At 50.6% G+C, this 22,069-nt stretch carries 17 protein-coding genes; 5 read left to right on the plus strand and 12 right to left on the minus strand.

Annotated elements, in window-relative coordinates; genetic code table 11:
* The first annotated feature begins 8 nt into the window (after window positions 1–8).
* Entirely contained in the window at window positions 9–845 is an 837-nt protein-coding gene (gene ku, locus J2T14_RS00285) for a non-homologous end joining protein Ku (protein ID WP_307201083.1), read from the plus strand.
* Window positions 846–920: 75 nt separating this feature from the next.
* On the opposite strand, the gene J2T14_RS00290 is transcribed toward ku, so the two are convergent.
* On the minus strand, window positions 921–1,769 hold the full coding sequence (locus J2T14_RS00290) for a deoxyribonuclease IV (RefSeq protein WP_307466610.1): 849 nt from the start codon (window positions 1,767–1,769) through the stop codon (window positions 921–923).
* 143 nt (window positions 1,770–1,912) lie between these two features.
* Between J2T14_RS00290 and J2T14_RS00295 the strand changes: the two genes are divergently transcribed.
* Window positions 1,913–2,866 (plus strand): ATP-dependent DNA ligase, encoded by a 954-nt coding sequence (locus J2T14_RS00295; protein ID WP_307466612.1) that lies wholly within the window; start codon window positions 1,913–1,915, stop codon window positions 2,864–2,866.
* A gap of 54 nt (window positions 2,867–2,920) precedes the next feature.
* Here J2T14_RS00295 and J2T14_RS00300 read toward each other — a convergent pair whose 3' ends face one another.
* The 3 genes from J2T14_RS00300 to J2T14_RS00310 all read right to left on the minus strand — a co-directional run bounded on the left by J2T14_RS00300 (window position 2,921) and on the right by J2T14_RS00310 (window position 5,980).
* On the minus strand, window positions 2,921–4,480 hold the full coding sequence (locus tag J2T14_RS00300; RefSeq protein WP_307466613.1) for an MDR family MFS transporter: 1,560 nt from the start codon (window positions 4,478–4,480) through the stop codon (window positions 2,921–2,923).
* 78 nt (window positions 4,481–4,558) lie between these two features.
* Window positions 4,559–5,482 (minus strand): helix-turn-helix transcriptional regulator, encoded by a 924-nt coding sequence (locus tag J2T14_RS00305; RefSeq protein ID WP_307466616.1) that lies wholly within the window; start codon window positions 5,480–5,482, stop codon window positions 4,559–4,561.
* A gap of 78 nt (window positions 5,483–5,560) precedes the next feature.
* Entirely contained in the window at window positions 5,561–5,980 is a 420-nt protein-coding gene (locus J2T14_RS00310) for a tellurite resistance TerB family protein (RefSeq protein WP_307201094.1), read from the minus strand.
* Between the two features lie 192 nt (window positions 5,981–6,172).
* On the opposite strand from J2T14_RS00310, the gene J2T14_RS00315 reads away from it, so the two are divergent.
* On the plus strand, window positions 6,173–6,943 hold the full coding sequence (locus J2T14_RS00315; RefSeq protein ID WP_307466618.1) for a MerR family transcriptional regulator: 771 nt from the start codon (window positions 6,173–6,175) through the stop codon (window positions 6,941–6,943).
* 69 nt (window positions 6,944–7,012) lie between these two features.
* Here J2T14_RS00315 and thrS read toward each other — a convergent pair whose 3' ends face one another.
* From thrS to J2T14_RS00345, 6 genes are all read right to left on the minus strand, one after another.
* Entirely contained in the window at window positions 7,013–8,929 is a 1,917-nt protein-coding gene (gene thrS / locus J2T14_RS00320; RefSeq protein ID WP_307466620.1) for a threonine--tRNA ligase, read from the minus strand.
* Window positions 8,930–9,475: 546 nt separating this feature from the next.
* Entirely contained in the window at window positions 9,476–10,411 is a 936-nt protein-coding gene (locus J2T14_RS00325) for a TIGR03943 family putative permease subunit (protein ID WP_307466623.1), read from the minus strand.
* Window positions 10,412–11,332 carry a permease gene (locus J2T14_RS00330; protein ID WP_307466624.1) on the minus strand — a complete coding sequence of 307 codons (921 nt, stop codon included), beginning with the start codon at window positions 11,330–11,332 and terminating at the stop codon, window positions 10,412–10,414.
* Between the two features lie 214 nt (window positions 11,333–11,546).
* Window positions 11,547–13,697 carry an assimilatory nitrate reductase catalytic subunit NasC gene (gene nasC / locus J2T14_RS00335; protein ID WP_307468549.1) on the minus strand — a complete coding sequence of 717 codons (2,151 nt, stop codon included), beginning with the start codon at window positions 13,695–13,697 and terminating at the stop codon, window positions 11,547–11,549.
* Window positions 13,678–15,849, minus strand: a complete 2,172-nt coding sequence (gene nirB, locus J2T14_RS00340; RefSeq protein WP_307466626.1) for a nitrite reductase large subunit NirB — start codon at window positions 15,847–15,849, stop codon at window positions 13,678–13,680. Before nirB ends, nasC begins: the two co-directional genes overlap by 20 nt.
* Before the next feature lie 29 nt (window positions 15,850–15,878).
* Window positions 15,879–17,150: a molybdopterin molybdotransferase MoeA gene (locus J2T14_RS00345; protein ID WP_307466628.1), complete on the minus strand. Its 1,272-nt coding sequence runs from the start codon at window positions 17,148–17,150 to the stop codon at window positions 15,879–15,881.
* A 441-nt stretch (window positions 17,151–17,591) separates the two neighbouring features.
* Here J2T14_RS00345 and J2T14_RS00350 point away from each other — a divergent pair, with 441 nt between their 5' ends.
* Together J2T14_RS00350 and J2T14_RS00355 are read left to right on the plus strand one after the other, a co-directional pair.
* Window positions 17,592–18,833: a nitrate/nitrite transporter gene (locus tag J2T14_RS00350; protein WP_307466632.1), complete on the plus strand. Its 1,242-nt coding sequence runs from the start codon at window positions 17,592–17,594 to the stop codon at window positions 18,831–18,833.
* A gap of 156 nt (window positions 18,834–18,989) precedes the next feature.
* Window positions 18,990–19,280, plus strand: a complete 291-nt coding sequence (locus tag J2T14_RS00355; protein ID WP_307466635.1) for a hypothetical protein — start codon at window positions 18,990–18,992, stop codon at window positions 19,278–19,280.
* An 84-nt stretch (window positions 19,281–19,364) separates the two neighbouring features.
* Here the strand turns inward: J2T14_RS00355 and J2T14_RS00360 are convergent, their stop codons facing one another.
* A complete protein-coding gene (locus tag J2T14_RS00360) occupies window positions 19,365–19,862 on the minus strand; it encodes a DUF1854 domain-containing protein (protein WP_307201116.1) in 498 nt (165 codons plus the stop codon).
* Window positions 19,862–22,051 carry an ABC transporter ATP-binding protein gene (locus tag J2T14_RS00365; RefSeq protein ID WP_307466638.1) on the minus strand — a complete coding sequence of 730 codons (2,190 nt, stop codon included), beginning with the start codon at window positions 22,049–22,051 and terminating at the stop codon, window positions 19,862–19,864. The genes J2T14_RS00360 and J2T14_RS00365 overlap by 1 nt, the downstream gene beginning before the upstream one ends.
* Between the last annotated feature and the right edge of the window lie 18 nt (window positions 22,052–22,069).

Below are 22,069 nucleotides of genomic sequence, written 5' to 3' on the forward strand. Positions count from 1 at the left end.
CCCGTAAGATGCACACGGTATGGAAAGGCGCAATCAGCTTTGGACTTGTCCACGTCCCGGTCAAGATGTTTACGGCTACGGAAGATAAAGACGTCCACTTTCGGAGTATACATAAGGAATGCGGAACTCCTATTTCCAATGTACGTACTTGCGCCCATTGCGGCAAAGAGGTAGGGCTCGACGATATTGCTAAAGGCTTCGAGTACGAGAAAGGCAAATTTGTACTGTTTAATGATGAAGAAATCGAGGCGCTCAAACCTGAATCGGCGAGAGTCATTCAAATTCTTGATTTTGTCGACTTAACGGATATCGATCCGCTCTATTTCCAGAAAGCGTATTACCTCTCGCCTGATATGTCGGGCGCTGGCGCCTACAGCTTGCTGCTTGAAGCGATCAAACAAACGGGTAAAATCGGGATTGCCAAAATATCCATTCGCAGCAAAAGCAGCCTTGCGGCCATTCGCGTCGTCGGCAATTGCCTTTGTCTCGAGACGATGCATTATCCCGACGAAATTCGTTCTCTTGCCCTAGTGCCAAATCTTCCGGAACAGACCGTTGTGAATGAAAAGGAATTGCAGATGGCCAAAATGCTCATTGAACAGCTATCTGAAACGTTTAGTCCAGAGAAATATACCGACGACTACCGATTGTCGATGCTGGAAGCCATTCAGCATAAAATCGCGGGTGAAAGCGTGGATATCGTCTCGGCGCCGGCTGAAGGTCGATCCAATGTCATCGATCTTATGGCTGCCTTGCAGGCTAGCCTGGAAGCAGCCAAAACGCCGCCGGCGGCTCCTAAGCCAAAACGTAAAAGCCCGTCGAAGAAAACGAAGGAAATCGTATGACATAACGTCACTGTGAGGAAGTCTCGAGAAAAGGAACGAAAAAAGCTCATTCCAAGGGATGAGCTTTTTGACGCATTATTTGTTAATCGTCTGCCCTGCAGCAAGGGTGTAGACGTATTTAATCTCATCCCGGTGAGAGTATGCCTGAGAACTCGGAGTTTCCAAGATGAGGGGCAGATCCCTTATAACGGAGGACTGCAGAAATGCCTTCATATTATTTTCGCCGATATATCCCTTTCCAACGTTGGCATGACGGTCTTTGCAGGAGCTGCTTGGATAAACGGAATCATTAAGATGAATAGCCTTAAGATTGTCGAAGTACCCTAATTGTGTCCCCTTCTCCATGATCGTCGTCCAATTATGCCCGGCCCATAAACCGCTGGCGAATGCATGGCAGGTATCGAAGCAGTAGCCGATTTTCTCGGGATAATACGTCAATTTTCGGATTTGCACAAGCTCTTCCAGCGTGATTCCCATTTTCGCCCCTTGTCCGGCGTTATTCTCGATAAGCACCAAAGACTTGCCTTCCCAGTTCGTAAGAATTTGATTAAGCATATCGATCATGAGCTTATATCCGACTAGAGGATCGGCGCCTTTATATTTTCCGAAATGGACGACAAGGCCGATGGATCCGCATGCTTCCGTTATCGCTAAATCATTCAAAATGGAACGGATCGTCACTTGCTGCAACTCTGGATCTTCGATCGATAGGTTCGTCGTATAAGGGGTATGGGCGATAGAAACGAGACCATGCTCTTGGCAATAACGAGCGCAGCTACCCGTATCCTTGAGGTCAATGGACTTTATGGACAGGCTGCGCGGGTTTTTAGGAAAATACTGAAACGCACTCGCCCCCAGCTTTACTGCCTCTTGCGCCGCGCCCAAATACCCTCTTCTAATCGTCACATGGCTTCCGACCTTCATCTTTCTCCTCCCATTCCATAAAACACTGCAACACGATAACCGCTATGATATAGTCTTGTCACCCGTTACATTTGTTATGCTGGAAGCCGGATGTGGGCAAACTTACTTGAACTAAACAATTTTTCGGGAGGCGTTCATCTACTATGGATCTTAAGCCCGTTTACCCCTTTGAGCCTATTAGTACGACTACTCCCCCGACGGGTGACAACTGGGTGTCGCAGATCAAGTGGGATGGCGTTCGTGTGCTCCTTTATAATGACGGCAACGCAACCAAACTTATTAACCGGAGATTGAATGAACGAACGTTGCAATATCCCGAACTACTTGACGCAAGATTATTTTGCAAAGCCGATTCCGTTATTCTTGATGGAGAAATTATTGCGTTTGACCAGAGTAAACCTTCCTTCTACGAGGTGATGAAAAGAGACAGCTTAAAGCAATCTCAAAAAATCAAGCAAACCTCCGTTCAAATTCCGGTTACTTATATGATCTTCGACGTCTTATTTTATAACGGGGATTGGGTGACGGATAGATCGCTGCAAGATCGTCAGGCATTACTTGATCAAATCATAATTCCGCAAAATAACGTGCAAATCGTGCAAAACTTTGTTGACGGGGAAGCTCTGTTCGAACTGATGAAACAAAATCATATGGAAGGCATCGTTTATAAGGACCTTGGCAGTACTTATCGTATCGATGGCAAAGACGGTCGTTGGAGAAAGCTGAAGGTCATGAAGGATCTCTATGCCGTTGTAGGCGGGGTCACATTAAATCATTCGATCGTGAACTCGCTAATGCTCGGTATTTATACAAATGATCGTGAATTGATTTATATCGGTCATGCGGGCACCGGTAAATTATCGCAGAGAGATTGGGCCAAAATGACGGAAGAGATAAAGGGGATTCAAACCGATCAAAGTCCCTTCCATAATGAACCCGAAAGGACCAAAGACGCGATTTGGGTAAAGCCCGAACTGACGGTCAAGGTCGAATACTTCGAGTTTACCTCCAAGGGGACGATGCGTCACCCAAGCATCCAAGCCGTTGTGAAACGAGACGTGAACGAATGCACGATAGACCAGTTAAAGGGACAGTAAACGGAAGAAGAAGATCCCTATAAGGATCTTCTCTTTGTTCTGTTAAGATTGTTGTTAATGAGCGCCGGAATATTTCACGGCATCAGTCGATTCAACTGCCTCTGTGGATGCATCCAGCTTATCTCTGCCCATGAACGATGCAGCCAGCAACGCTAGAGCGACGGGGATGACTGCCCAGGCGAAGGTTTGAACGATGGAATCGGATAGCTTGCCCGTTATCGCATCCAGGAACTCGTTTGGAATGAGCTGTCTTGTTTCCGGCATGAGCAAGGTATGCGTATCCTCCAGATTCAGCCCTTCCGGAAGCGCTGCTCCGCCTTCTGCGCCGTCGGCGGTTAAGCCGCTCATCTTGTTCGAGAACGACTGGCTCTGAATAAGCCCGAACACGGTGATGCCAAGCGTCATGCCCAGCGATCGCAAGAAGTTGAGCGTTGCGCTCGCCGAGCCGCGCTGACGATAGGAAAGACCATGAATAGCCGCGCTGCTGAGTACCGAGAACGAAGCGCCGATGCCAAGACCGATCAATACCATATACGATGTTACCAGCAAACGTGAAGACTCAGGTGTTAGCGTCGTAACAAGCGCCGTGCCAAGGCCGAGCAAGGCAAGCGTCGGGATAATAACGCTGCGATAGGACAATTTCGAGATAACCATGCCTCCGAGCGTTGCCGTAATGACCGTACCGATCATCATCGGCAGCAGAACGAGTCCGGAGTTCGTTGCCGTACCGCCGAGAACCCCTTGTATGAAGATCGGAATATAAACCGATGCCACGATAAAGGCTGCTCCGCTGAACAATGCAACAAGGATGCTTGAAGTATAGAGCCGGTTCTTGAATAGCTTGAACGAGATGATCGGCTCCTCGGCCTTCCGCTCCGCAATGACGAATCCGATCGCCAGCACAACGAAGCCAACGATTAATCCGATCATTTCAAATGAGCTCCATGCAAATGTTTTACCGCCAAGCTCAAGCGCGAAGATGAGACAGACAATCGCGCCGAGCAGCGTTGAGGCGCCGAGCCAGTCGATAGGCTGCTTGGAATGCTCATGCGATTCTTTATAATTGAAGGCAACCAAGGCAAAGGCGATCGCGCCTAGCGGCAGATTGATATAGAAGATCCATTGCCATGAAATATGATCGGTTATATATGCGCCTAGAAGCGGGCCGAAGACGCTGGATAAACCAAATACGGCGCCGAACAGACCCGTGAGGCTGCCCCTCTTCTCTAGCGGGACGGCATCTAACAAGATCGTGAACGCGATGGGTATAAGCGCTCCGCCGCCGATGCCTTGAATGGCTCTATAGATCGCAAGCTCGGTAATCGTCCCTGCCGTTCCGCATAAGGCGGAACCTATCATGAACACAATAATCCCGAAGACGAAGAAACGTTTGCGTCCGTACATATCGGACAATTTGCCGAAGATCGGCATGCCGGCCATCTCTGCGACCATGTACGCGGATGTTACCCATACGAATTTGTCCATGCCGCCCAATTCGCCGACGATGTTGCCCATTGCGGTAGCAACAATCGTATTGTCCATGGATGCCATTAGAATGCTAAGCAGCAATCCGGCTATGACGAGCGTTAGATTTCTTTTGCTTAAATGCGTCATTGGTTGAAAACACTCCTTCGATTCAATCGTTAATTTGACCTGAGTTCAGTGTAAACAAAAAAGTATGACAACAGTTTGTCATACTTCCGGATAGATTCGAACCATTTTTTTGATTTTTTCTTTCATCCGCTCTCGAAGCGTCGGAGGCTCAAGCACCTCGACTCCGTCGCCGAAGCTTAGCAGGATCGGTATGAGCCAGCGTTCGCTTCCTCCTGCGGTCACGCGCAGCTCGATGATGAGCGAGCCGTCTTCCTGATACGTTTTGTCGGCGTTATAGAAGAAGTCGAGCGCTCTGGCTAAGGTTTCGACCTTGAAGTGAAGCACTGCATCCTCTTGAACCGCTTCCGGCCTATAATTCTGCTGCAGCCGTTCACCATATATTGGCGCTTCATGTTTTCTCGTGTAGTGCTCGCCTAATGCCGTTAGCTCCGCTATTCGCGACAGCTTGAACTCGCGATAGTCGCTGCGCGTTCTGCAATAGCCGAATAAGTACCAGGAATCGTACTTGAGCAGCAGACTTGCAGGTTCGACATCCCGGCTTGCCCGCTCGCTCTTTGCATTTATATACTCGAAACGGATCACTTTGCGTTCCTTAATGGCATTGCGGATGATTCGAAGGTATTCATTATAGGCGTGCTGCGAGCCGATATCCATCGAGAGGCTTGGCATGCCGGAATCATTCTGAAGCGTCTGCAGCTTATTGATCGTTTCCTGGGCCTTCTCGTCGTCGAACACGGTGGACATGCTATGCAGGATCGTTACGAGCGATCCGACATCATAGGAGCCTAACAGGCTTTTGTCCATTTTATAGGTATCGATAATGCCGAAGCCGCCGTTGACGCCTTGGTACGATACGACCGGAATGCCTGCCGCGCAAATCGCATCAATATCCCGGTAGATCGTTCGTTGCGATACGTTGTATTTCTCGGCCAGAGCCGAGGCGGACAATATCTCATTGTTGAGCAGCATGTAGATCATTGAAATGAGTCTTTCCAGTTTCATTGCTTCTCTCCTTCATACAGATCAAAAACCACCGCTTGAGCAAGCTTGGAGCGGTGGTTTGGATGTTGTTGTTACGAGTTAACCATGCTGCGGAGGGTTCAAGATCAGCTTCATGCCTTCAACCTTAAGCTGATCGACGCGGATAACCCAATCTTTGAACACCTCGTACGTTTCGTCCGAGAAGCCGAACAGCTTCTGCATATCTCTGACGATTTGTTTCTCTTCATCATTATAGTCGCCGTCAGCGAATATAAGCAGCAATATTTCAGCGAAAAAAATGTTCTTGGTCGGCTCGTCCTTCAGATCGCCGATAATGTCGGCAAGCGGCCTCGCCTTGATCGTTTGCAGCTTATACGGCTGCATATCCATTTCGCTTAAATAGGTACGCAAATATTCCTTCTCTCTGCGGTTGACGAATCCATCGGCGTTCGCAACGACATGCGCCAATTCCAAAAATGCTTCCTTATGCTCTTGGGTTTGCAGGAAATGCAAAAACAAAACGCTCCACTCCCTTGTTTCTTATCGTGTTTTTCGGATCATCCTTTTAGTTTCGACGGGCAAGGCGCGTAATCCTACATTGATGATGAAAACAAATAAACAATTTTTCAAATGGAATATGAAGTTGAAAATTATCGTTTGACATTGACGGTACGTAAAGGTGTACGATTACTTGTGTCAGGAGGAATAAAGATGGAATATACCGTTCAAAAGCTTGGGCAGCTCGCCGGCATCAGCACGCGGACGCTGCGTTATTACGATGAGATTGATCTTCTGAAGCCGGCCAGAATCAACTCGTCGGGATATCGTATCTACGGCAATAAGGAGGTTGATCGACTCCAACAAATTTTATTTTACCGCGAGCTTGGCGTCAGCCTGGAGTCGATTAGAGAAATGATGAACTCGCCTGCCTTCAATGCGGAATCCGCGCTGAAGGAACATCGCAAGCAGCTGATGGAGAAGCGCGAGCATTTGAATCGGCTAATTGAAACCGTCGACCTGACGCTAGCCCAGAAGGAAGGGAAGATTACGATGACCGATAAGCAGAAATTCGAAGCTTTCAAGCAGAAGCTGGTTGACGATAACGAGAAGCAATACGGAGAAGAGATTCGTTCCAAGTACGGAGACGAGCAAGTTAATCGTTCGAATCAGAAAGTCAAAGGAATGACGGAGCAGCAGCATGCGGAGCTGGAGCAGCTCGCAGCCGATATTCACACGACACTAGCCGCAGCGTTTGCAACCGGCGATCCGGCCGGAGAGCTTGCGCAGCAAGCGGTCGATATGCATCGCAGATGGCTCACCTTCTATTGGGACCAGTACAGCAAGGAAGCACATGCCGGCGTTGCGCAAATGTATGTCGATGACGAACGCTTCACCGCTTATTACGATAAGGAGCAGCCAGGCATAGCCGCTTTCCTAAGAGACGCTGTGTTCATCTATACAGGCACGGAGAAGATTGAATAGATGATGAAATAGTCGGGGCTGACTCCTAAGATGCTTAGGAGTCAGCCCCCGTTTCGTATTTTCGGCTGTTTATGAAGTTTTCGCGCGTATTTCGCTTAGAAGCTGCTCGATTAGATCGGGCACGCTCATCGTTAGAAGCCGATCCTCTCCCCGGCTTCTGACGGACAGCCTGCCGGATTCTCTTTCGCTTCGGCCAAGCACAAGCAGATAAGGAACTTTCTCTAGCTGCGCCTCGCGAACTTTGAACCCGAGCTTCTCGCTGCGAATATCGGCTTGCACGCGAATACCAGCAGCTTCCAGCTGCTTCTTCACCTCCAGCGCATATTCGATCTCGTTGTCAGAGATCGTCAGAAGCTTCGCTTGCGCCGGCGCGAGCCACAGCGGGAAGCTCCCCGCGTAATGCTCCGTCAATATGCCGATGAACCGATCAATCGAGCCGTAGACCGCGCGGTGAATGACAACGGGCCGATGCTTCTGGTTATCTGCTCCGATATAGGAAAGATCGAACTTTTCCGGCATCTGGAAGTCGAGCTGGACCGTTCCGCATTGCCAGCTGCGCTTCAGCGCATCGTGAATGTGAAAGTCGATCTTCGGTCCGTAGAAAGCGCCGTCCCCCTCGTTAATCCGATATGGCAGACCGGTGTCGTCCAGCACCTGCTGCAAGGAAGCTTCCGCCTGCTGCCACAATTCATCCGATCCCATGGAATCGTCGGGACGTGTCGATAGCTCGACTGAATATTCGAACCCGAACACCTTATACATATAGTCAATCAGCGCAATCACCCGTTTTATCTCATCCTCGATCTGCTCCGGCAGGACGAAGAGATGGGCGTCATCTTGGCAAAATGTACGAACCCTCATCATCCCTCCAAGCGCGCCGGAGGCTTCATGCCGATGCACTTGCCCGTATTCAGCGAGGCGAATGGGCAGCTCCCGATAGGAATGGAAGCTGTTCTTGAATATCAGCATGTGGCCGGGGCAATTCATCGGCTTGAGCGCATATTTCGTCTCGTCGACTTGCGTGAAGTACATATTGTCCTTGTAATGATCGTAATGTCCGGACTGCTCCCATAGCACGTTGTTCATCATGAGCGGCGTGCGTACCTCGCGGTATTCGCGCTCCCGATGCAGCTCGCGCTCGAATTGCTCCAGCTCATTGCGAAGGATCATCCCGTTCGGCAGGTAGAACGGCATCCCGGGAGCATCCTCGGCAAACATGAATAGGCCAAGCTCCTTGCCAAGCTTGCGATGATCGCGTTTCTTCGCTTCTTCCAGCAAATGAAGATGCTGCTCAAGCTCTGATTTCTTTGGAAAAGCAGTACCGTAAATGCGCTGCAGCATCTGGTTGTCGGCATTGCCGCGCCAGTAGGCGCCCGCCACGCTGAGCAGCTTGAAGGCTTTTACTCTTCCCGTCGACGGGAGATGCGGACCGCGGCAGAGATCGATGAATTCGCCTTGTTCATAAAACGTAATGACGCTATCGCTTGGCAAGCCGTCAATAAGCTCGAGCTTCAGAGGTTCTTCTTGGCGCTCGAACAGGCTCGTTGCCTCTTCCCTGCTTATTTCATGCCGTTCTATCGGCAAATCTTCGCGTATGATATTTACCATTTCCTCTTCGATCGCCGCCAGATCGTCTGTGGACAGCGGCTTCTCGATATCGATGTCGTAATAAAAACCGTCGCTAACGACCGGTCCGATTCCAAGCTTCACCGCTTCATTCCCGTATAGACGCTTGATCGCCTGTGCCATAATATGGGCTGTACTATGGCGGTAAATAGCCAGTCCCTCCTTGCTGTCCGTCACTATAATTTCGAGCTGGCAGTCCTGCGCAATCGGATGGTTCAGATCAACAAGCTTGCCGTCGATTTTGCCGGCGATCGCGTTTTTGCCTAAGCTTGGACTGATGGATGCAGCGATGCTTGCAATGGTCGTACCTTGCGCGTACCTCCTGATTGATTGATCGGGCATAACGGCGTTGATTTCCATGATTGGCCTCCATTTCCGCAAATTCGATTATTTTATATTTTTTTGAACGCAAAAAAACGCATCTCTCCCGGAAAGGGACGAGTGCGTTCAAGCTCGTGGTTCCACCCTTATTCGACCAAGCGGACGAACAACGCCTCGCGAGCGCGCTCATTGCCGAAATGGTCCTTATGGTATCCGTTAACGGGGATAAAACGGTGCCGTATACTGTTCCGATGGATTGATCGGAGGTTCCACGACACGGCTGCAAAGCGGTAATTCCACAACCGTAGCTGAAGAAGCTCGCACCAATCGCTTCTCTCTCTGACAGCCCGAGTACGGGAATGTTGTCTTTGGTCATTGCCTTGTTATGTTCCACCGCGAAACGGATTATTTTTTCAAGCCGGATTAAGGATGGCTTCGCCGTTTACGCTTGGTAGAACCGATCATAACGAATTGGATTTGCAAATGTCAAGCGTTAATTCGGATATAATAATAATCAATGTGAAAGGTTCGTTGTTTAATTAATGACATTAAATTTATGAACATTTAATCTCGTTAATTGTAGCTCTATGATCGATATACGTAAGGATCTTTCGGCGCGTCGATCTTGCTCCATTCCGTCACTTTGAGCACCGGAATCGTTTGTTTGAACGGCTGATACAGCTCCCAAGTGAGCTTGCCGGATACATGCACCCAATCGTCATCGGCGAGCTGCGTTCCTTTTGGAAAGTCCGCCAGCATGCCGAATACGCCTGAATCGGCCACGCAGTGGATAAAGCCAAACCGGAAGACGAAATAATGGCCGCCGTCCACCTGCGTTCCTTTGTAGGCAAACCCGTCAAACGCAATCGTTTTATTCATGAAAGCGGCTGGATCGTTATAGATAGCCTCCATCCCCTTCAAATAATCGGCTTCAGTCAGCTTAATCACAGGCTGATTCACGAACTCCTCAAGCTCGCGCTGCGCGACCTCTTTGTAATCATCCTTGTTGTAGAAGATGCTGGAGTCCGGCTTCAGAAATTGATGGTTGCCTGGATTTTGCTCCGCATTTTGCTCGAAGGTCGGGAAAGAGAAACCCTTTGCCTTCACGAAGCTGGAGTCGAGCGCATACGCAGGAAAGAACAAGCCCGTGAATATCGGTACGAACAGCACCGCATAACCTAAATACCGTTTAAGTTTGTTCGGTTCCTCATGCGAATGGCCGTGGTCGTGGTCGTGATGATGCTCGTGATTGTGTTCGTTGGCATGACAGCTGTCGCAATCCGAATGATCATGTTGGTCATGAGCCGGTTGATGCTCCTCCGCTAAAGCCGCTCGTTTCTCTTCGGCAGCCTGCTTGCGCGAGAAGCGCACAAATTCCACAACGCCAAGAAATCCCATAATGACAACCGCGCTAATCGACAGATAGGCATATTTCATATTGATATATTTGTTAATGTCGCCTGTATAGTGAAGCATAAAGAACATGAAGGCAAAGCCGATCAAGATAAAAAATCGGATCATTTAAAACAACCTCCCAACGAGTAGAGAACCGGCTAAAGTGAAGCATGCGATAAGGCCGATTAGCACGATAACGAACTTTGTTTTGAAAGTGCCAAGCAGCATCAGCGTATTTTTGATATCCACCATAGGCCCGAATACAAGAAAGGCCGATAAAGAACCTACCGTGAACGTGCTGCGGAACGAAGCCGCGATGAAGGCATCCGCTTCCGAGCATAACGAAATGAGAAAGGCCAGCGCGATCATGACGAGCGACGAGGTAACCGGATTGCTTCCCATGTGGAGCAAGGTCGAGGTCGGGACGAACGTCTGCATGCTTGCTGCGATAAAGGCGCCAAGCACTAAATATTTGCCCACGGAGAAGAACTCTTCGATGGCATGGACGATCACCTCGTACAGCTTAATTCGTAAAGGGATACGTTTCTCCTCCCCTGTCTTGCCATTTCCCAAGGCGGTTTGCGGAACGTTGTCAAGCTTCGTATTTTTGAAAGGAACCGCTTTGAACATATAGGATAGGATGACGGATACGCAGAATGCGACCGCTGCGGCCAAACCTGCGCGAATGCCGACCATCTCCCAACTGTTGCCGAAAGCGATATAAGTGGAGAACAGCACGATCGGATTAAGAATCGGGCCGGTCAGCATGAAGGCGATCCCCGCATGAAGCGGCATGCCTTTCTTCATCAGCCTGCGCGTGATCGGAACGATGCCGCATTCGCATGACGGGAAGAATAGTCCGATGCCGCAGCCGGTCAAGCTGGCGAGAAATCGGTTTCTCGGCATCATTCTTGTGATTAAGCTTTCTTTCACGAAGGACTGAATAAGTCCGGATAGGAGTACGCCCACTAGTACGAAAGGAATGGCCTCCATCACCATGCTAATAAAAATCGTATTCAATTGATACAACGTAGTCATTGCTATCATCTCCAAAAGTTTCTGTCTATCCGTTATTTGAGACATATGCGAAAGCAGTCGACGAATCAGGAAAATCATTATTTATTAGATTAAATATAGCTCTTAATCTCTTAATAGGAAAGGTAGAGCATTTAGAACATATTGCCTGTCATCCGTAAACGAAAAAAAAGTGATGTTCCGTAAGATCGTTGATCTTAACGAACATCACTTCGTTGGAAATGCATTATTCAGTTGCGCTCAGTTCCTCTTGAAGCCTGAGCGGTATAATGGATACGACTGACGTTTTGAAGCCCGGCATTTTGCAGTTCGGATCAAGCTCGGGGCTTGTTGCGCGGTTGACGTTCTGAGCGCCGCCCCAATGCATCGGCACGAATACGGTATCTTCGCGAATCTGATCGCTATATCGGCTTCGCACGGTGAAGCTGCCTCTGCGGGATTGCACGACGACCCATTCGCCTTCCTCAATCCAATACTGCTTAGCTGTCTTTGGATGGATCTCGATAAAATTATCCATGTTTCTGGCAGCAAGCGTCTTGCTTCGGCGCGTCTGCACGCCGGTCAAGTAATGCGACAGCACCCTGCCATTCGTCATCGTAAGCGGATATTGCTCGCACGGCGTTTCTTGCGGCGCGCGGCTCTCCACGACGGTGAAGACGGCTCTTCCGTCAGGATGGGGAAAGAAGTTCTGGAACATGATGCCTGAGCTCGGCTTATCGGGCGAAGGGCAGGGCCAGTAAACGCCGCCCTCCCGGCGCAATCGATCGTAAGTAATGCCGTAATAATCGGCCAAGCCTCCACGGCTTGCTACACGAAGCTCTTCGAATATTTGCTCGGCATTCTGGAACGGGAAATAGCTCTCATGTCCCAGCAATGCAGCCAGCTCGCATAGTATAGCCCAATCATTCTTCGTCCCGCCCGGAGCCTGAACGTTGGATTCTCTCAGCAGCACGCGACCTTCCAGATTCGTGAGGGTCCCAGTATTCTCGATATAAGAAGTGACGGGCAAGATAACGTCAGCCATCCGTGCCGTTTCCGACATGAACATATCGGCGACGACGAGAAACTCGCACTTCGCAAGCCCTTCTTCGACAAGCGTTGCATTCGGATTGGAGACAACGGGATTGGAACCCATTACGAACAGGGAGCGAATGACGTCTTGATGAACAAGCTCCATCATTTCGTAAGCGGAGACGCCTTTGCGCGGCAACATTGCCGGGTCGATTCCCCATACTTTGGCAACATAAGCTCTGTCATGCTCGTTCTCGATCGAGCGATAGCCAGGCAATTGATCACTCTTCTGTCCATGCTCGCGCCCGCCTTGTCCGTTCCCTTGTCCGGTTACCGCGCCGTATCCGCAGCCCGGCTTGCCGATCTTGCCGGTAGCGAGCACAAGATTGAGGAAACCCCGAACAGCCATATGGCCGTCCGTCTGCTGCTCTACCCCTCTGGCGGTGAAGATAATGCCCGTGTCCGCTTTACCGTAAGCTATTGCCGCCTTGCGAATATCCGCTTCGCTGATGCCCGTTAATTCGGCTATTTGATCGATATCGATCGTCGATATATTTTTTTTCAGTTCATAGAACCCGCTCGTCTTTTCGCCGATGAATTTCTCGTTCAGCAGACCTTCTTCTTCGATCGCTTTCAGAAGTCCGTTAGCAAGCGCGGCATCCGTTCCGGGTTTTACTTGCAGATGGATGTCGGCAATTGCCGCCGTTGCCGTTACCCGCGGATCGATAACGATGATTGTCGCACCGTTCTCCTTCGCTTTCGTGAAATATGGCATAAGCGTGGGTTGGCATTCGGCTATGTTCGTGCCGGCGAGAATAATGCATTTGGCCAGCGGAATATCTGCCAGACGGCAAGTAAGACCGCGGTCTACGCCGAATACTTTCGTTCCCGCCGATGCAGCCGCCGACATGCAGAAGCGCCCGTTGTAATCGATATATTTGGTTCCCAGCGCGATACGCGCGAACTTGCCTAGAAGATAAGCGGTCTCATTCGTTAATGAACCTCCGCCATATACGCCGACGGCGTCCGGTCCATATGTCTGGCTTGTCGCTTGAAATCGATCGCGGATCGTACGGAGCGCTTCCTCCCATGTAGCTTCAACGAACTTTCCGCCCCGTTTGATGAGAGGATGCAGCAATCGCTCGGTACTCGTCGCATGCTGGTGAGCATTCATTCCTTTGACGCACAAACGGCCTTCCGAAGCGGCATTGGCCGCTCCTTCTATCGTATAGGACAAGCGGTTCGAGCCCTTTGCAGGTTCCGTAATCGTAACTTGCATTTTGCATTGCACGCTGCAAAATGGACATTGCGTCTGTATGACATTCAGTTTATCGCTGCTTGTAGGTTCAATGACTAACGGCGGCATTCGCTTCACCTCTCCTCTCGGTTGCTTCAAGCTGCAAGTTAGGACGATTCGCACGATCGAACAGCTCTCTTCTGATGTCCAAGTCAAGCAGCATTTCTCTTACTTCAACCATTCCATCTCGTTCCAGCCACTTCCATAACGGCTCGCCGTAATAAGCTCGCTCGCGATAAAGCTGCAAGCAGGCAACGGATAGTTCAAGTGCTTCAATATCGCTCTCGGCGATGCCGAGCAGTTGCCCTTGCTTAACGGGCAGCTCCATATGCCCCCCGGCATACAGCTCCCAGCCCGATGGTGAACCGGTTAGGCCGATATCATGTACAAGCACGCCGATCGGCGTCTTGACTCCAGAAGATACGGCTGCCTTTACCGGTTTTGGCATTGGGGCTGAAGGCCACATCGAACGCAGCGTCTCGCTTAGCCATGCGGAATTGTAGCCTTCTCCCTCGCTCGCGGCTGCGGAACTTGCGGCAGTAACCGTAAGACGATTGCTCCTTCCCGCCAAAGCTGCGGAAGCGGATGATTCATGATCACCACGCTGCTGTGGAATGCTAAGCTCCATGTAATAGTGGATTGCGCTGTTGCAGATGCGGCATCCGTCCATTTTGCCCCAGTTCAATGTTAGTTTGAGTGCATGTGCATTCATGGATGGATTGCTCTGTATAGCGGCTTTCAGCGCTTGATGACCGACAGACGTACAGCTGCAAATGGCCGGTTCTGCCGTGGCAGCTCCTTCCTTGCCGCTGCGAAGGGCGAATCGGACGACTGCACCTAACATCGGACGGCAGCCGCCGCATGAGCTGGACGCTTTCGTCTTATCGCGCACCTGCTCGGCAGTCTGACAGCCATCATCCAAGACAGCACACATGATGGCCGACTTCGTAACGGCGTTGCACGCGCATACGGTCTCGCGAGGCGCCATGTTCTCCGCTTCTGCATCTATTGGCGAGCTGCCGTCTTGCGCTTGACCGCTTGAAGCCTTAAGCGAAGCGACGGGCGCCTTTTGCTTAACGAGGTTAAGTAAAGTGGTCGCTTCGTCCGTATCGCCGTACAAGATCGCGCCGCACACTCTCCCGTATTGCATCGTTACTTTTTTGTAGGTATTGCGAATGCCATCGAATTGTTGAATGGCGGTATCTGCCTTATCCTCTTGAATATCTCCCACGGAGAACACTTGGACACCCGATACTTTGAGCTGCGCATAAGGGATCGATCCCTCATAAGGAGGCGTTGTTTCGCCGCAAATCGTACGTGCAAGCACTTTGCCCTGTTCATAGAGCGGTGCTACGAGACCATAAGCGATTCCTCTATGCTCCGCGCATTCACCAACGGCATAGATATTTTCGATATCGGTCCGCATGTAATCATCGACTAATATGGCTCGATTCGTATCAATGCCGCTGCGTTTGGCGAGCTCGGTGTTCGGCCGGATGCCGACGGAAAGGACGACAAGATCGGCTTCAACGGTATAACCAGTCGTGAAGCGCACGCCTTTCGCGCGATCTCTGCCGATGATTTTGTCCGTATCCTTGCCAAGCCAGAAGCGCATGCCTTGCCCTTCCAATTCCTTCTGCAGCATCTCGGCTGATGCGCGGTCGAGCTGACGATTCATTAAGTAGGGTGCGTTATGGATGACTTCAGCTTCCATGCCGAGATTGAGCAGACCTCTCGCAGCTTCGAGGCCCAGCAAACCTCCGCCGATGACCGCCGCCTTGCGATACTTGCCGGCATAGTCCATCATCGTCTGGCAATCGTCGATATTGCGGAAAGAGATGACACCGGGTTTATTAACGCCGATAATCGGCGGGATAAAGGCGGAGGATCCCGTTGCTATAATAAGTACATCGTAAGGAATGCGAAGCCCGGAAGCCGTCTCTACGCTCTTCGAAGCGCCATGATGGATACGCGTGGCGGTCTCGCCGGTATACAGCTTGATCCCTCTCTCCGTGTACCACGACCAATCATTGATGACAATATCCTTGATAGAGGAATCGCCTTGCAGCACCTTGGATAATAAGATTCGGTTGTAATTCGGATGTTTCTCGCTGCCGATAACCGTTATTTGAAATTGTTCCGCATTAATATTCAATATTTCTTCGACGCATTTGATGCCAGCCATGCCATTTCCGATTACAACAAGTTGTTTTCTACTCATTATGTCCACATCCACTCGCACATTTTTTTCTATTTCGTGAGCGATACCCATTGCACTTCTTGGCCGATAATAGCACCCGTACCACCCGGTGGAATGAGCGCTAGCGCATTTGCTCTCGCAAACGCCGCAACGTTGCCGGATTTATCATTCGTTATTGGTTCGACCATCCATTCTTTCTCGGAACGGTATACGAATGCTCTAATATATCTTGGATAAGGGCAAGGTTTAAGAATGGAATCCATTAAGCGTCCGTCCAGCCAGCAGGAGCGATAATCGGATTTGCCGGTTGCCTTGAGGACGACGGGCTTAACCAATAGCTCTAGTCCTGCGAAGCAAGCGGATGGATTGCCGGATAAGCAAATAATCAATTGATTGGGAAGCCGGAACGCCGAGGTTGGGGTACCTGGCCGCATAATCGTTTTCGTGAAAATGGCTTCAGCCCCTATATGTTCCGCGGCTTCCTTTACATAGTCATAATCGCCAACTGATACGCCGCCGGTCGTAACGACGATATCCGCCTTCGCGAGGCAATCATGGATAGCAGCTTCTATTAATTCCAAACAATCGGGTACGACTGGAAAACGTATAACCGAAGCGCCTAGCTCTCTCAAACGCGCTCCAACCATATAGCTGTTGGAATCGTAAATTTGGCCTCCGCTAAGCTCGCGTTCAGGAACAACCAGTTCATCTCCGATAGGAATGACCGCGATGGTCGGCCGCTTATAGACGTTAATCTCCCATTGGCCGACGGAGGCGAGTATAGCCACTTCCTTCGCCCGCAGTTCTGTTCCGCGATACAACAATTTCATGCCTTCCTGGACATCCTCGCCTTTCTCCGCGATATGCTGTCCGAGTGCGCAAGGTCGTTCCAAACGGATTCTGCGATAACCGTTACGGGCATCCAAGGTGACTGCCGCTTCTTGCATGACGACCGTATCATAGCCTTCCGGCACCGGTGCCCCGGTAAATATACGAACAGCGTCGTTCGGTTGAAGCGCCGAAGCCGGAGGCTGTTCAAGCAATGTATGTCCTGCGCGCACTTCATCAATAATACGTAGTTCCACGGGATGCTCCCTTGACGCTCCTTGCAGAGCCGCAGCTTGAACGGCATAACCGTCCATGGCTGCTCTTCGGAATGGCGGCAGCGAGACGGGGCTTTCGAAGTCGCTCGCAAGCACCCTTGCGGTGGCATCCTCTAATGGAATGCTTTCAATGGGAGGTTCTTTCACGCAAGCAAGGAGCTTCATCGAAGCTAATGATACCGAAGCTGACATTGGATGCTGAACGTTTGCGATTGCCATTATGATCCTCTCCCATCTTGGCGTATAGGGTTCAATGAACAGAAAATGCCCTTTCCCTGTAATAGCAGGAAAAAGGCACCGTTGCCGAATGAGCCGGCACAGCGCTGTGCGAAGCTCTGATAATACTTTTAGAGTAGGTTATTTTTGTTCTTATGTCAATATACGTAACATAATAAAACGTGTGCGGACACAAAAATATTTCATGTTATATATATTGACATGAAGGTGACTCACCTCTATAATTCGAGTTGTGAACACCGTAAGCAACTATATGGTAAACGACAGGCAGCACAATGATGTGCTTCCGTTGGCAATGAAGCCGCGTTTCGTACCTTTCTTCAATAGGGCGAAGTGCGGCTTTTCTTCATCTCTTGAATAGTTAAAACAAAAGTCGGTCCGGACCGAAAAGAAAAAAAAGAGAAAATAAAGGGAGAGATTGACATGGAGAAAAAAAGTTTTTGGCAAAGCGGACACAAACCAACCTTGTTTAGCGCATTTTTGTATTTTGATATCAGCTTTATGATTTGGGTTCTGATCGGCCCGCTTAGTGTCATTATTGCTGCCGATTATCCGATGGACCCGGTGCAAAAAGCGAACCTCGTGGCTCTGCCGATACTAGGCGGATCAATCTTGCGCTTGGTGCTTGGCTTCCTAACCGATTATATCGGCCCTAAGCGCACGGCACAGATCGGTATGATTACGACTATTATACCCCTCGTGCTCGGCTGGCAATTCGTTCACTCGCTGGATCAGCTCTATATTGTAGCCCTTCTGCTAGGCGTTGCAGGCGCCTCGTTCGCGGCTGCGCTTCCGTTGGCCGGCCAATGGTATTCGAAGGAGCATCAAGGGCTTGCAATGGGTATTGCAGGAGCCGGCAATAGTGGCACGATCTTCACTACGCTGTTCGCTAATCGTCTAGCTCAGCATTTCGGCGGTTGGGAAGCCGTATTCGGCCTAGCGCTTATCCCGATCGTGCTCGTCTTTATCCTCTTCACGATATTCGCCAAGAACAGTCCGAATCGTCCGGCGCCTAAGAAGCTTACGCAATACGGCTCTCTTCTGAAACAACGCGATGCATGGGTGTTTTGCTTATTCTATTGCGTGACCTTCGGCGGTTTCGTCGGTTTGACCAACTACTTGACGATCTTCTTCAATACGCAATACGGCCTTGCCCCCGTCAAAGCGGCTGATTTCACGACCCTCTGCGTAATCGCGGGCAGTTTCTTCCGGCCGGTAGGCGGTTACTTAGCCGATCGTTTCGGCGGCACGCGTATGTTGACGGTTCTCTACGCCGGCGCAGGGCTTATGCTGGCATGCATCTCGACGATTCCACCGCTCCCCGTCGTCCTCATCTTATTGTTTGCCGGCATGATGTGTCTTGGCATGGGTAACGGATCTGTGTTCCAGCTCGTACCACAGCGGTTCGGCAACGAGCTCGGTCTTATGACCGGTATCGTTGGCGCGGCAGGAGGATTGGGCGGTTATGCATTGCCGCTTATTCTGGGCAAACTGTATCAATCGTCTGGCGCATATACGGCTGGCTTCCTTGTACTAAGCGGTATCGCGCTTGCTGCTCTTATCCTTCTCTACGTTATTCAGTTCAGCTGGCGGAAGCAATGGATGGGCAAAGGCGGCAAAGCGCTGATCAATACCGGCGGGGACACGTCTACGATTAATGCATAAACCACTAATAACGATTGTTTTCATCTGACCGCCCGACGTATCGCAACGTGTCGATAAATAATTCATTCGAGGTGCAATAAGTGACAAACATCACGCATACAATCTGATAGTATGTTTATCATGTTGCCTCTCATCTTATGAATAGGAGCGTTGTCAATGAAAACAATCGCAAATGAAAATTTCAAAGACGAAACGATACAATTTGACGGGTTTAACTTCGTCAGTTGCACGTTCACGAACTGCATCATTATTATTTCTACACTGGAGTTCAACTTCCAGCAGTGTTCATTTTTCGAATCGACGCTGCACGTGAATCCGAAGCTGCCAATCTTCGAAATTTCGCATCGTCTCTCTCAATCTTCATACGATAACGATACGAATTGCTATAGAGCCGATTATAAATATCCGAGAACGGCAATCGATCTTCCTTTCGCGACGCCGCATTAACAGTCGAGCTTCGACAAACGAAAACGAGCGAGCCTAACCGCATGTGCGGAAAGCTCGCTCGTTTCTTTTTGCCGTTCTAATCGCTTACAGAACATCGCTCAGTTGACTCCGGCTATGGGCGTCAAGCGCTTCCCAATCGGCGATCTCGCACCGCTTGCCGTTCATATCCGTCAAGATGACGCGATTGTCGCCCGGGAACTGGAGATGCTCGTGCAAATTACGCATCGCCATGCTTGTAGGGCCGAGATTCGTCTGCAGCTCCCATATCCATAAGTCGGATTTCTGCTTCACGCTATCTACCCTGCTAACAGTCGGGAGAAAATAGCGGAATCGCAGCTCCTTATCAAGCTCCTTCATACTCTCGTCGTCCAACTTCTCGATGTCTTCGATGACGCCGAGCTCGTCGCCCTTCACATCCCTAACCGATATATACCGTGTCGTGTAAAGGAAAGGGAAAGTACGATGAATGACGAGTTCGTCGTAGGGCTTCCCTTCTATGATGCCTTGAAAGACGCCTCCCTTTCCCCTGCTGAACAAAATGTGCTCGGGGTCGAACACTTTGATGCTGTATTTGTCGTCCATCAGCCTTCAACCCCCTTAATCTTCGACAGTTCCTGCTGCGCTTCGACGAGCTTATGGTAGGCGCCTTTCTTCTCCAGCAGCTCTTCATGCGTGCCTACTTCGACGATCCTGCCGCGTTCGAGCACGACAAGCCGGTTCGCATTGCGAAGCGTAGAGAGACGGTGAGCAATCGCAAACGTTGTTCTGCCTTTGATTAACCTCGTGATCGCTTCCTGGATCTGACGCTCCGTCTCCGTGTCGACAGAAGCCGTCGCTTCGTCCAGGATAAGGATACGCGGATCATGGATGATCGCCCGTGCAATCGATACACGCTGTTTCTCGCCGCCGGAGAGACGATGGCCGCGTTCGCCGACTCTCGTATCGTAGCCGTCCGGCAGCCGGACGATGAAGTCATGCGCATTGGCGATCTTCGCCGCCTGCATGATTTCAACCGGAGTCGCATCCGGCTTGGAGTAAGCAATATTTTCGGCGATCGTCCCATCGAATAAGAAAGTCTCCTGCAGCACGACGCCGATCTGGCTGCGCAGATCCGTCTGGCTGATGCGGCGCAGATCGATGCCATCGATGGAAATCGCTCCTTCATCCGTATCGTAGAAGCGGCAGATCATATTGATGAACGTTGATTTGCCGGCGCCTGAATGACCGACAAGCCCGATCATTTCACCGGCTTCCACGTCAAGATTAATGTCCTTAATGACCGGATGATGCTTCTCGTAGCCGTAAGTGACTTTATCGAAGCGCACATGGCCTTCTATCGTTCCGATAACCGCCGGATCCTTCACTTCGGGCACTTCGGAAGGCGTATCCATAATCTCGAATACGCGGTCGGCTGCGGCAATCGCGTTGCTGGCCCAATTGATCATTTGGCTAACCCATTGGAGTGGGCCGAACAGCATCGATAAATACGCGATCAGGGCCATTAATGTACCGAGCTGAAGCTCATTATGTATAACCGATAGACCGCCGTTATACCAAATGAGCAGCGTTCCGATGCCGGCAATAAAGGAGAATAACGGGAACACGCCTTGCCATAGCCCTTCAATTCTTATGTTATGGCGTACTACCTCGCGGTTCGCGACCGCATAGCGGGACATTTCCGTCTTCTCTTGGCCGAATGCCTTGACGACCCTTACGCCTTGCAACGAATCGCCAACCAAGACGTTCAGTCTGAATATAGCGCGCCATTGCTGATACCAACGCCTTCCTATCTTCGGCCATAGCTTCATGGACACAAGAATCATGAAAGGCATCGGCAGCATCGCGAATAAAGTGAGCTTCCAATCGAGGCCGAACATGATGATGAAGATCGCGACGACGCGCAGCGACTCGCCGCTCGCCCAGATGACGCCGTCGGTCATGAACTGGCGCATCGCTTCGGAATCGCTGTTAACCCGGCCGATGAATTGCGAAGTTTGTCTCCGGTCGAAAAAGGCCAACGATAGCCGCATTAACGAGCTGTAGACGTCCTTGCGCAGATCGCCCATCAGCTTGGAGCCGACCCATACGCCGATCAGCCCCCGTACCGTTTGCATGACGGACATGAGCAATGCCGTTACACCGAGTCCGATGACGACCGTCAACAGCGCGGAACCCGTATCCTTGGGCTGGAGAACGTCATCGATCATTACTTTCGTCAAGTAAGGCGGAATAAGCTCAACCAATGTCGTTAGGATGAGCAGAAACCCGGCTGCCACCATTTGAAGCTTATACGGCATCGCGTAGCTGAGCATACGCAGAATGACTTTTTTGTTGTTCTTGCATAAGGGGCATACTTGCGTTCCCTCCGAGAGCGGGTTGCTGCATTTCGGGCAATATCTAGGAAACTCCTTCTCCGAAATGACGGGTCGTTCCTCCCCTTTGGCTAATGCGCCAATAAGCTTGGCCGCGAAACTGAACAGCGTTGTCAGGGCCGCCGTATAACGAGCCGCAACGACAGGCCCTTTCTTCGTATCGATCATGAGCGAGCCGCCGCCAACGCCACCCGCTGTCCGCGCGTCCGTCACTTCGCTAAGTTTAATCGCGAGCTGCTGCTTGCCCTCTACGTTCCAAAGCATTAATTCCTGTTCCGTCACGGTGAGCCACTGCACGCCGAAATGTCCATCGGTCATCAAATCCGTTTTTCCGCTGAACAACGGCTCTTGCTGCAGCTTCGTCTGTATAGCAACTGGCAGTTTATCTAGAACCGACAAGATCGCACCTCCATTCGC

It is taken from the genome of Paenibacillus harenae, from assembly GCF_030812415.1.
Taxonomy (GTDB): domain Bacteria; phylum Bacillota; class Bacilli; order Paenibacillales; family Paenibacillaceae; genus Pristimantibacillus; species Pristimantibacillus harenae_A.

What these genes read in the sequence shown, in the direction of transcription:
- ku (WP_307201083.1), top strand. Translation starts at nt 9, where the DNA reads ATGCACACGGTATGGAAAGGCGCAATCAGCTTTGGACTTGTCCACGTC.
- J2T14_RS00290 (WP_307466610.1), bottom strand. Translation starts at nt 1,769, where the DNA reads ATGAAGGTCGGAAGCCATGTGACGATTAGAAGAGGGTATTTGGGCGCG.
- J2T14_RS00295 (WP_307466612.1), top strand. Translation starts at nt 1,913, where the DNA reads ATGGATCTTAAGCCCGTTTACCCCTTTGAGCCTATTAGTACGACTACT.
- J2T14_RS00300 (WP_307466613.1), bottom strand. Translation starts at nt 4,480, where the DNA reads ATGACGCATTTAAGCAAAAGAAATCTAACGCTCGTCATAGCCGGATTG.
- J2T14_RS00305 (WP_307466616.1), bottom strand. Translation starts at nt 5,482, where the DNA reads ATGAAACTGGAAAGACTCATTTCAATGATCTACATGCTGCTCAACAAT.
- J2T14_RS00315 (WP_307466618.1), top strand. Translation starts at nt 6,173, where the DNA reads ATGGAATATACCGTTCAAAAGCTTGGGCAGCTCGCCGGCATCAGCACG.
- thrS (WP_307466620.1), bottom strand. Translation starts at nt 8,929, where the DNA reads ATGGAAATCAACGCCGTTATGCCCGATCAATCAATCAGGAGGTACGCG.
- J2T14_RS00325 (WP_307466623.1), bottom strand. Translation starts at nt 10,411, where the DNA reads ATGATCCGATTTTTTATCTTGATCGGCTTTGCCTTCATGTTCTTTATG.
- J2T14_RS00330 (WP_307466624.1), bottom strand. Translation starts at nt 11,332, where the DNA reads ATGATAGCAATGACTACGTTGTATCAATTGAATACGATTTTTATTAGC.
- nasC (WP_307468549.1), bottom strand. Translation starts at nt 13,697, where the DNA reads ATGCCGCCGTTAGTCATTGAACCTACAAGCAGCGATAAACTGAATGTC.
- nirB (WP_307466626.1), bottom strand. Translation starts at nt 15,849, where the DNA reads ATGAGTAGAAAACAACTTGTTGTAATCGGAAATGGCATGGCTGGCATC.
- J2T14_RS00345 (WP_307466628.1), bottom strand. Translation starts at nt 17,150, where the DNA reads ATGGCAATCGCAAACGTTCAGCATCCAATGTCAGCTTCGGTATCATTA.
- J2T14_RS00350 (WP_307466632.1), top strand. Translation starts at nt 17,592, where the DNA reads ATGGAGAAAAAAAGTTTTTGGCAAAGCGGACACAAACCAACCTTGTTT.
- J2T14_RS00355 (WP_307466635.1), top strand. Translation starts at nt 18,990, where the DNA reads ATGAAAACAATCGCAAATGAAAATTTCAAAGACGAAACGATACAATTT.
- J2T14_RS00360 (WP_307201116.1), bottom strand. Translation starts at nt 19,862, where the DNA reads ATGGACGACAAATACAGCATCAAAGTGTTCGACCCCGAGCACATTTTG.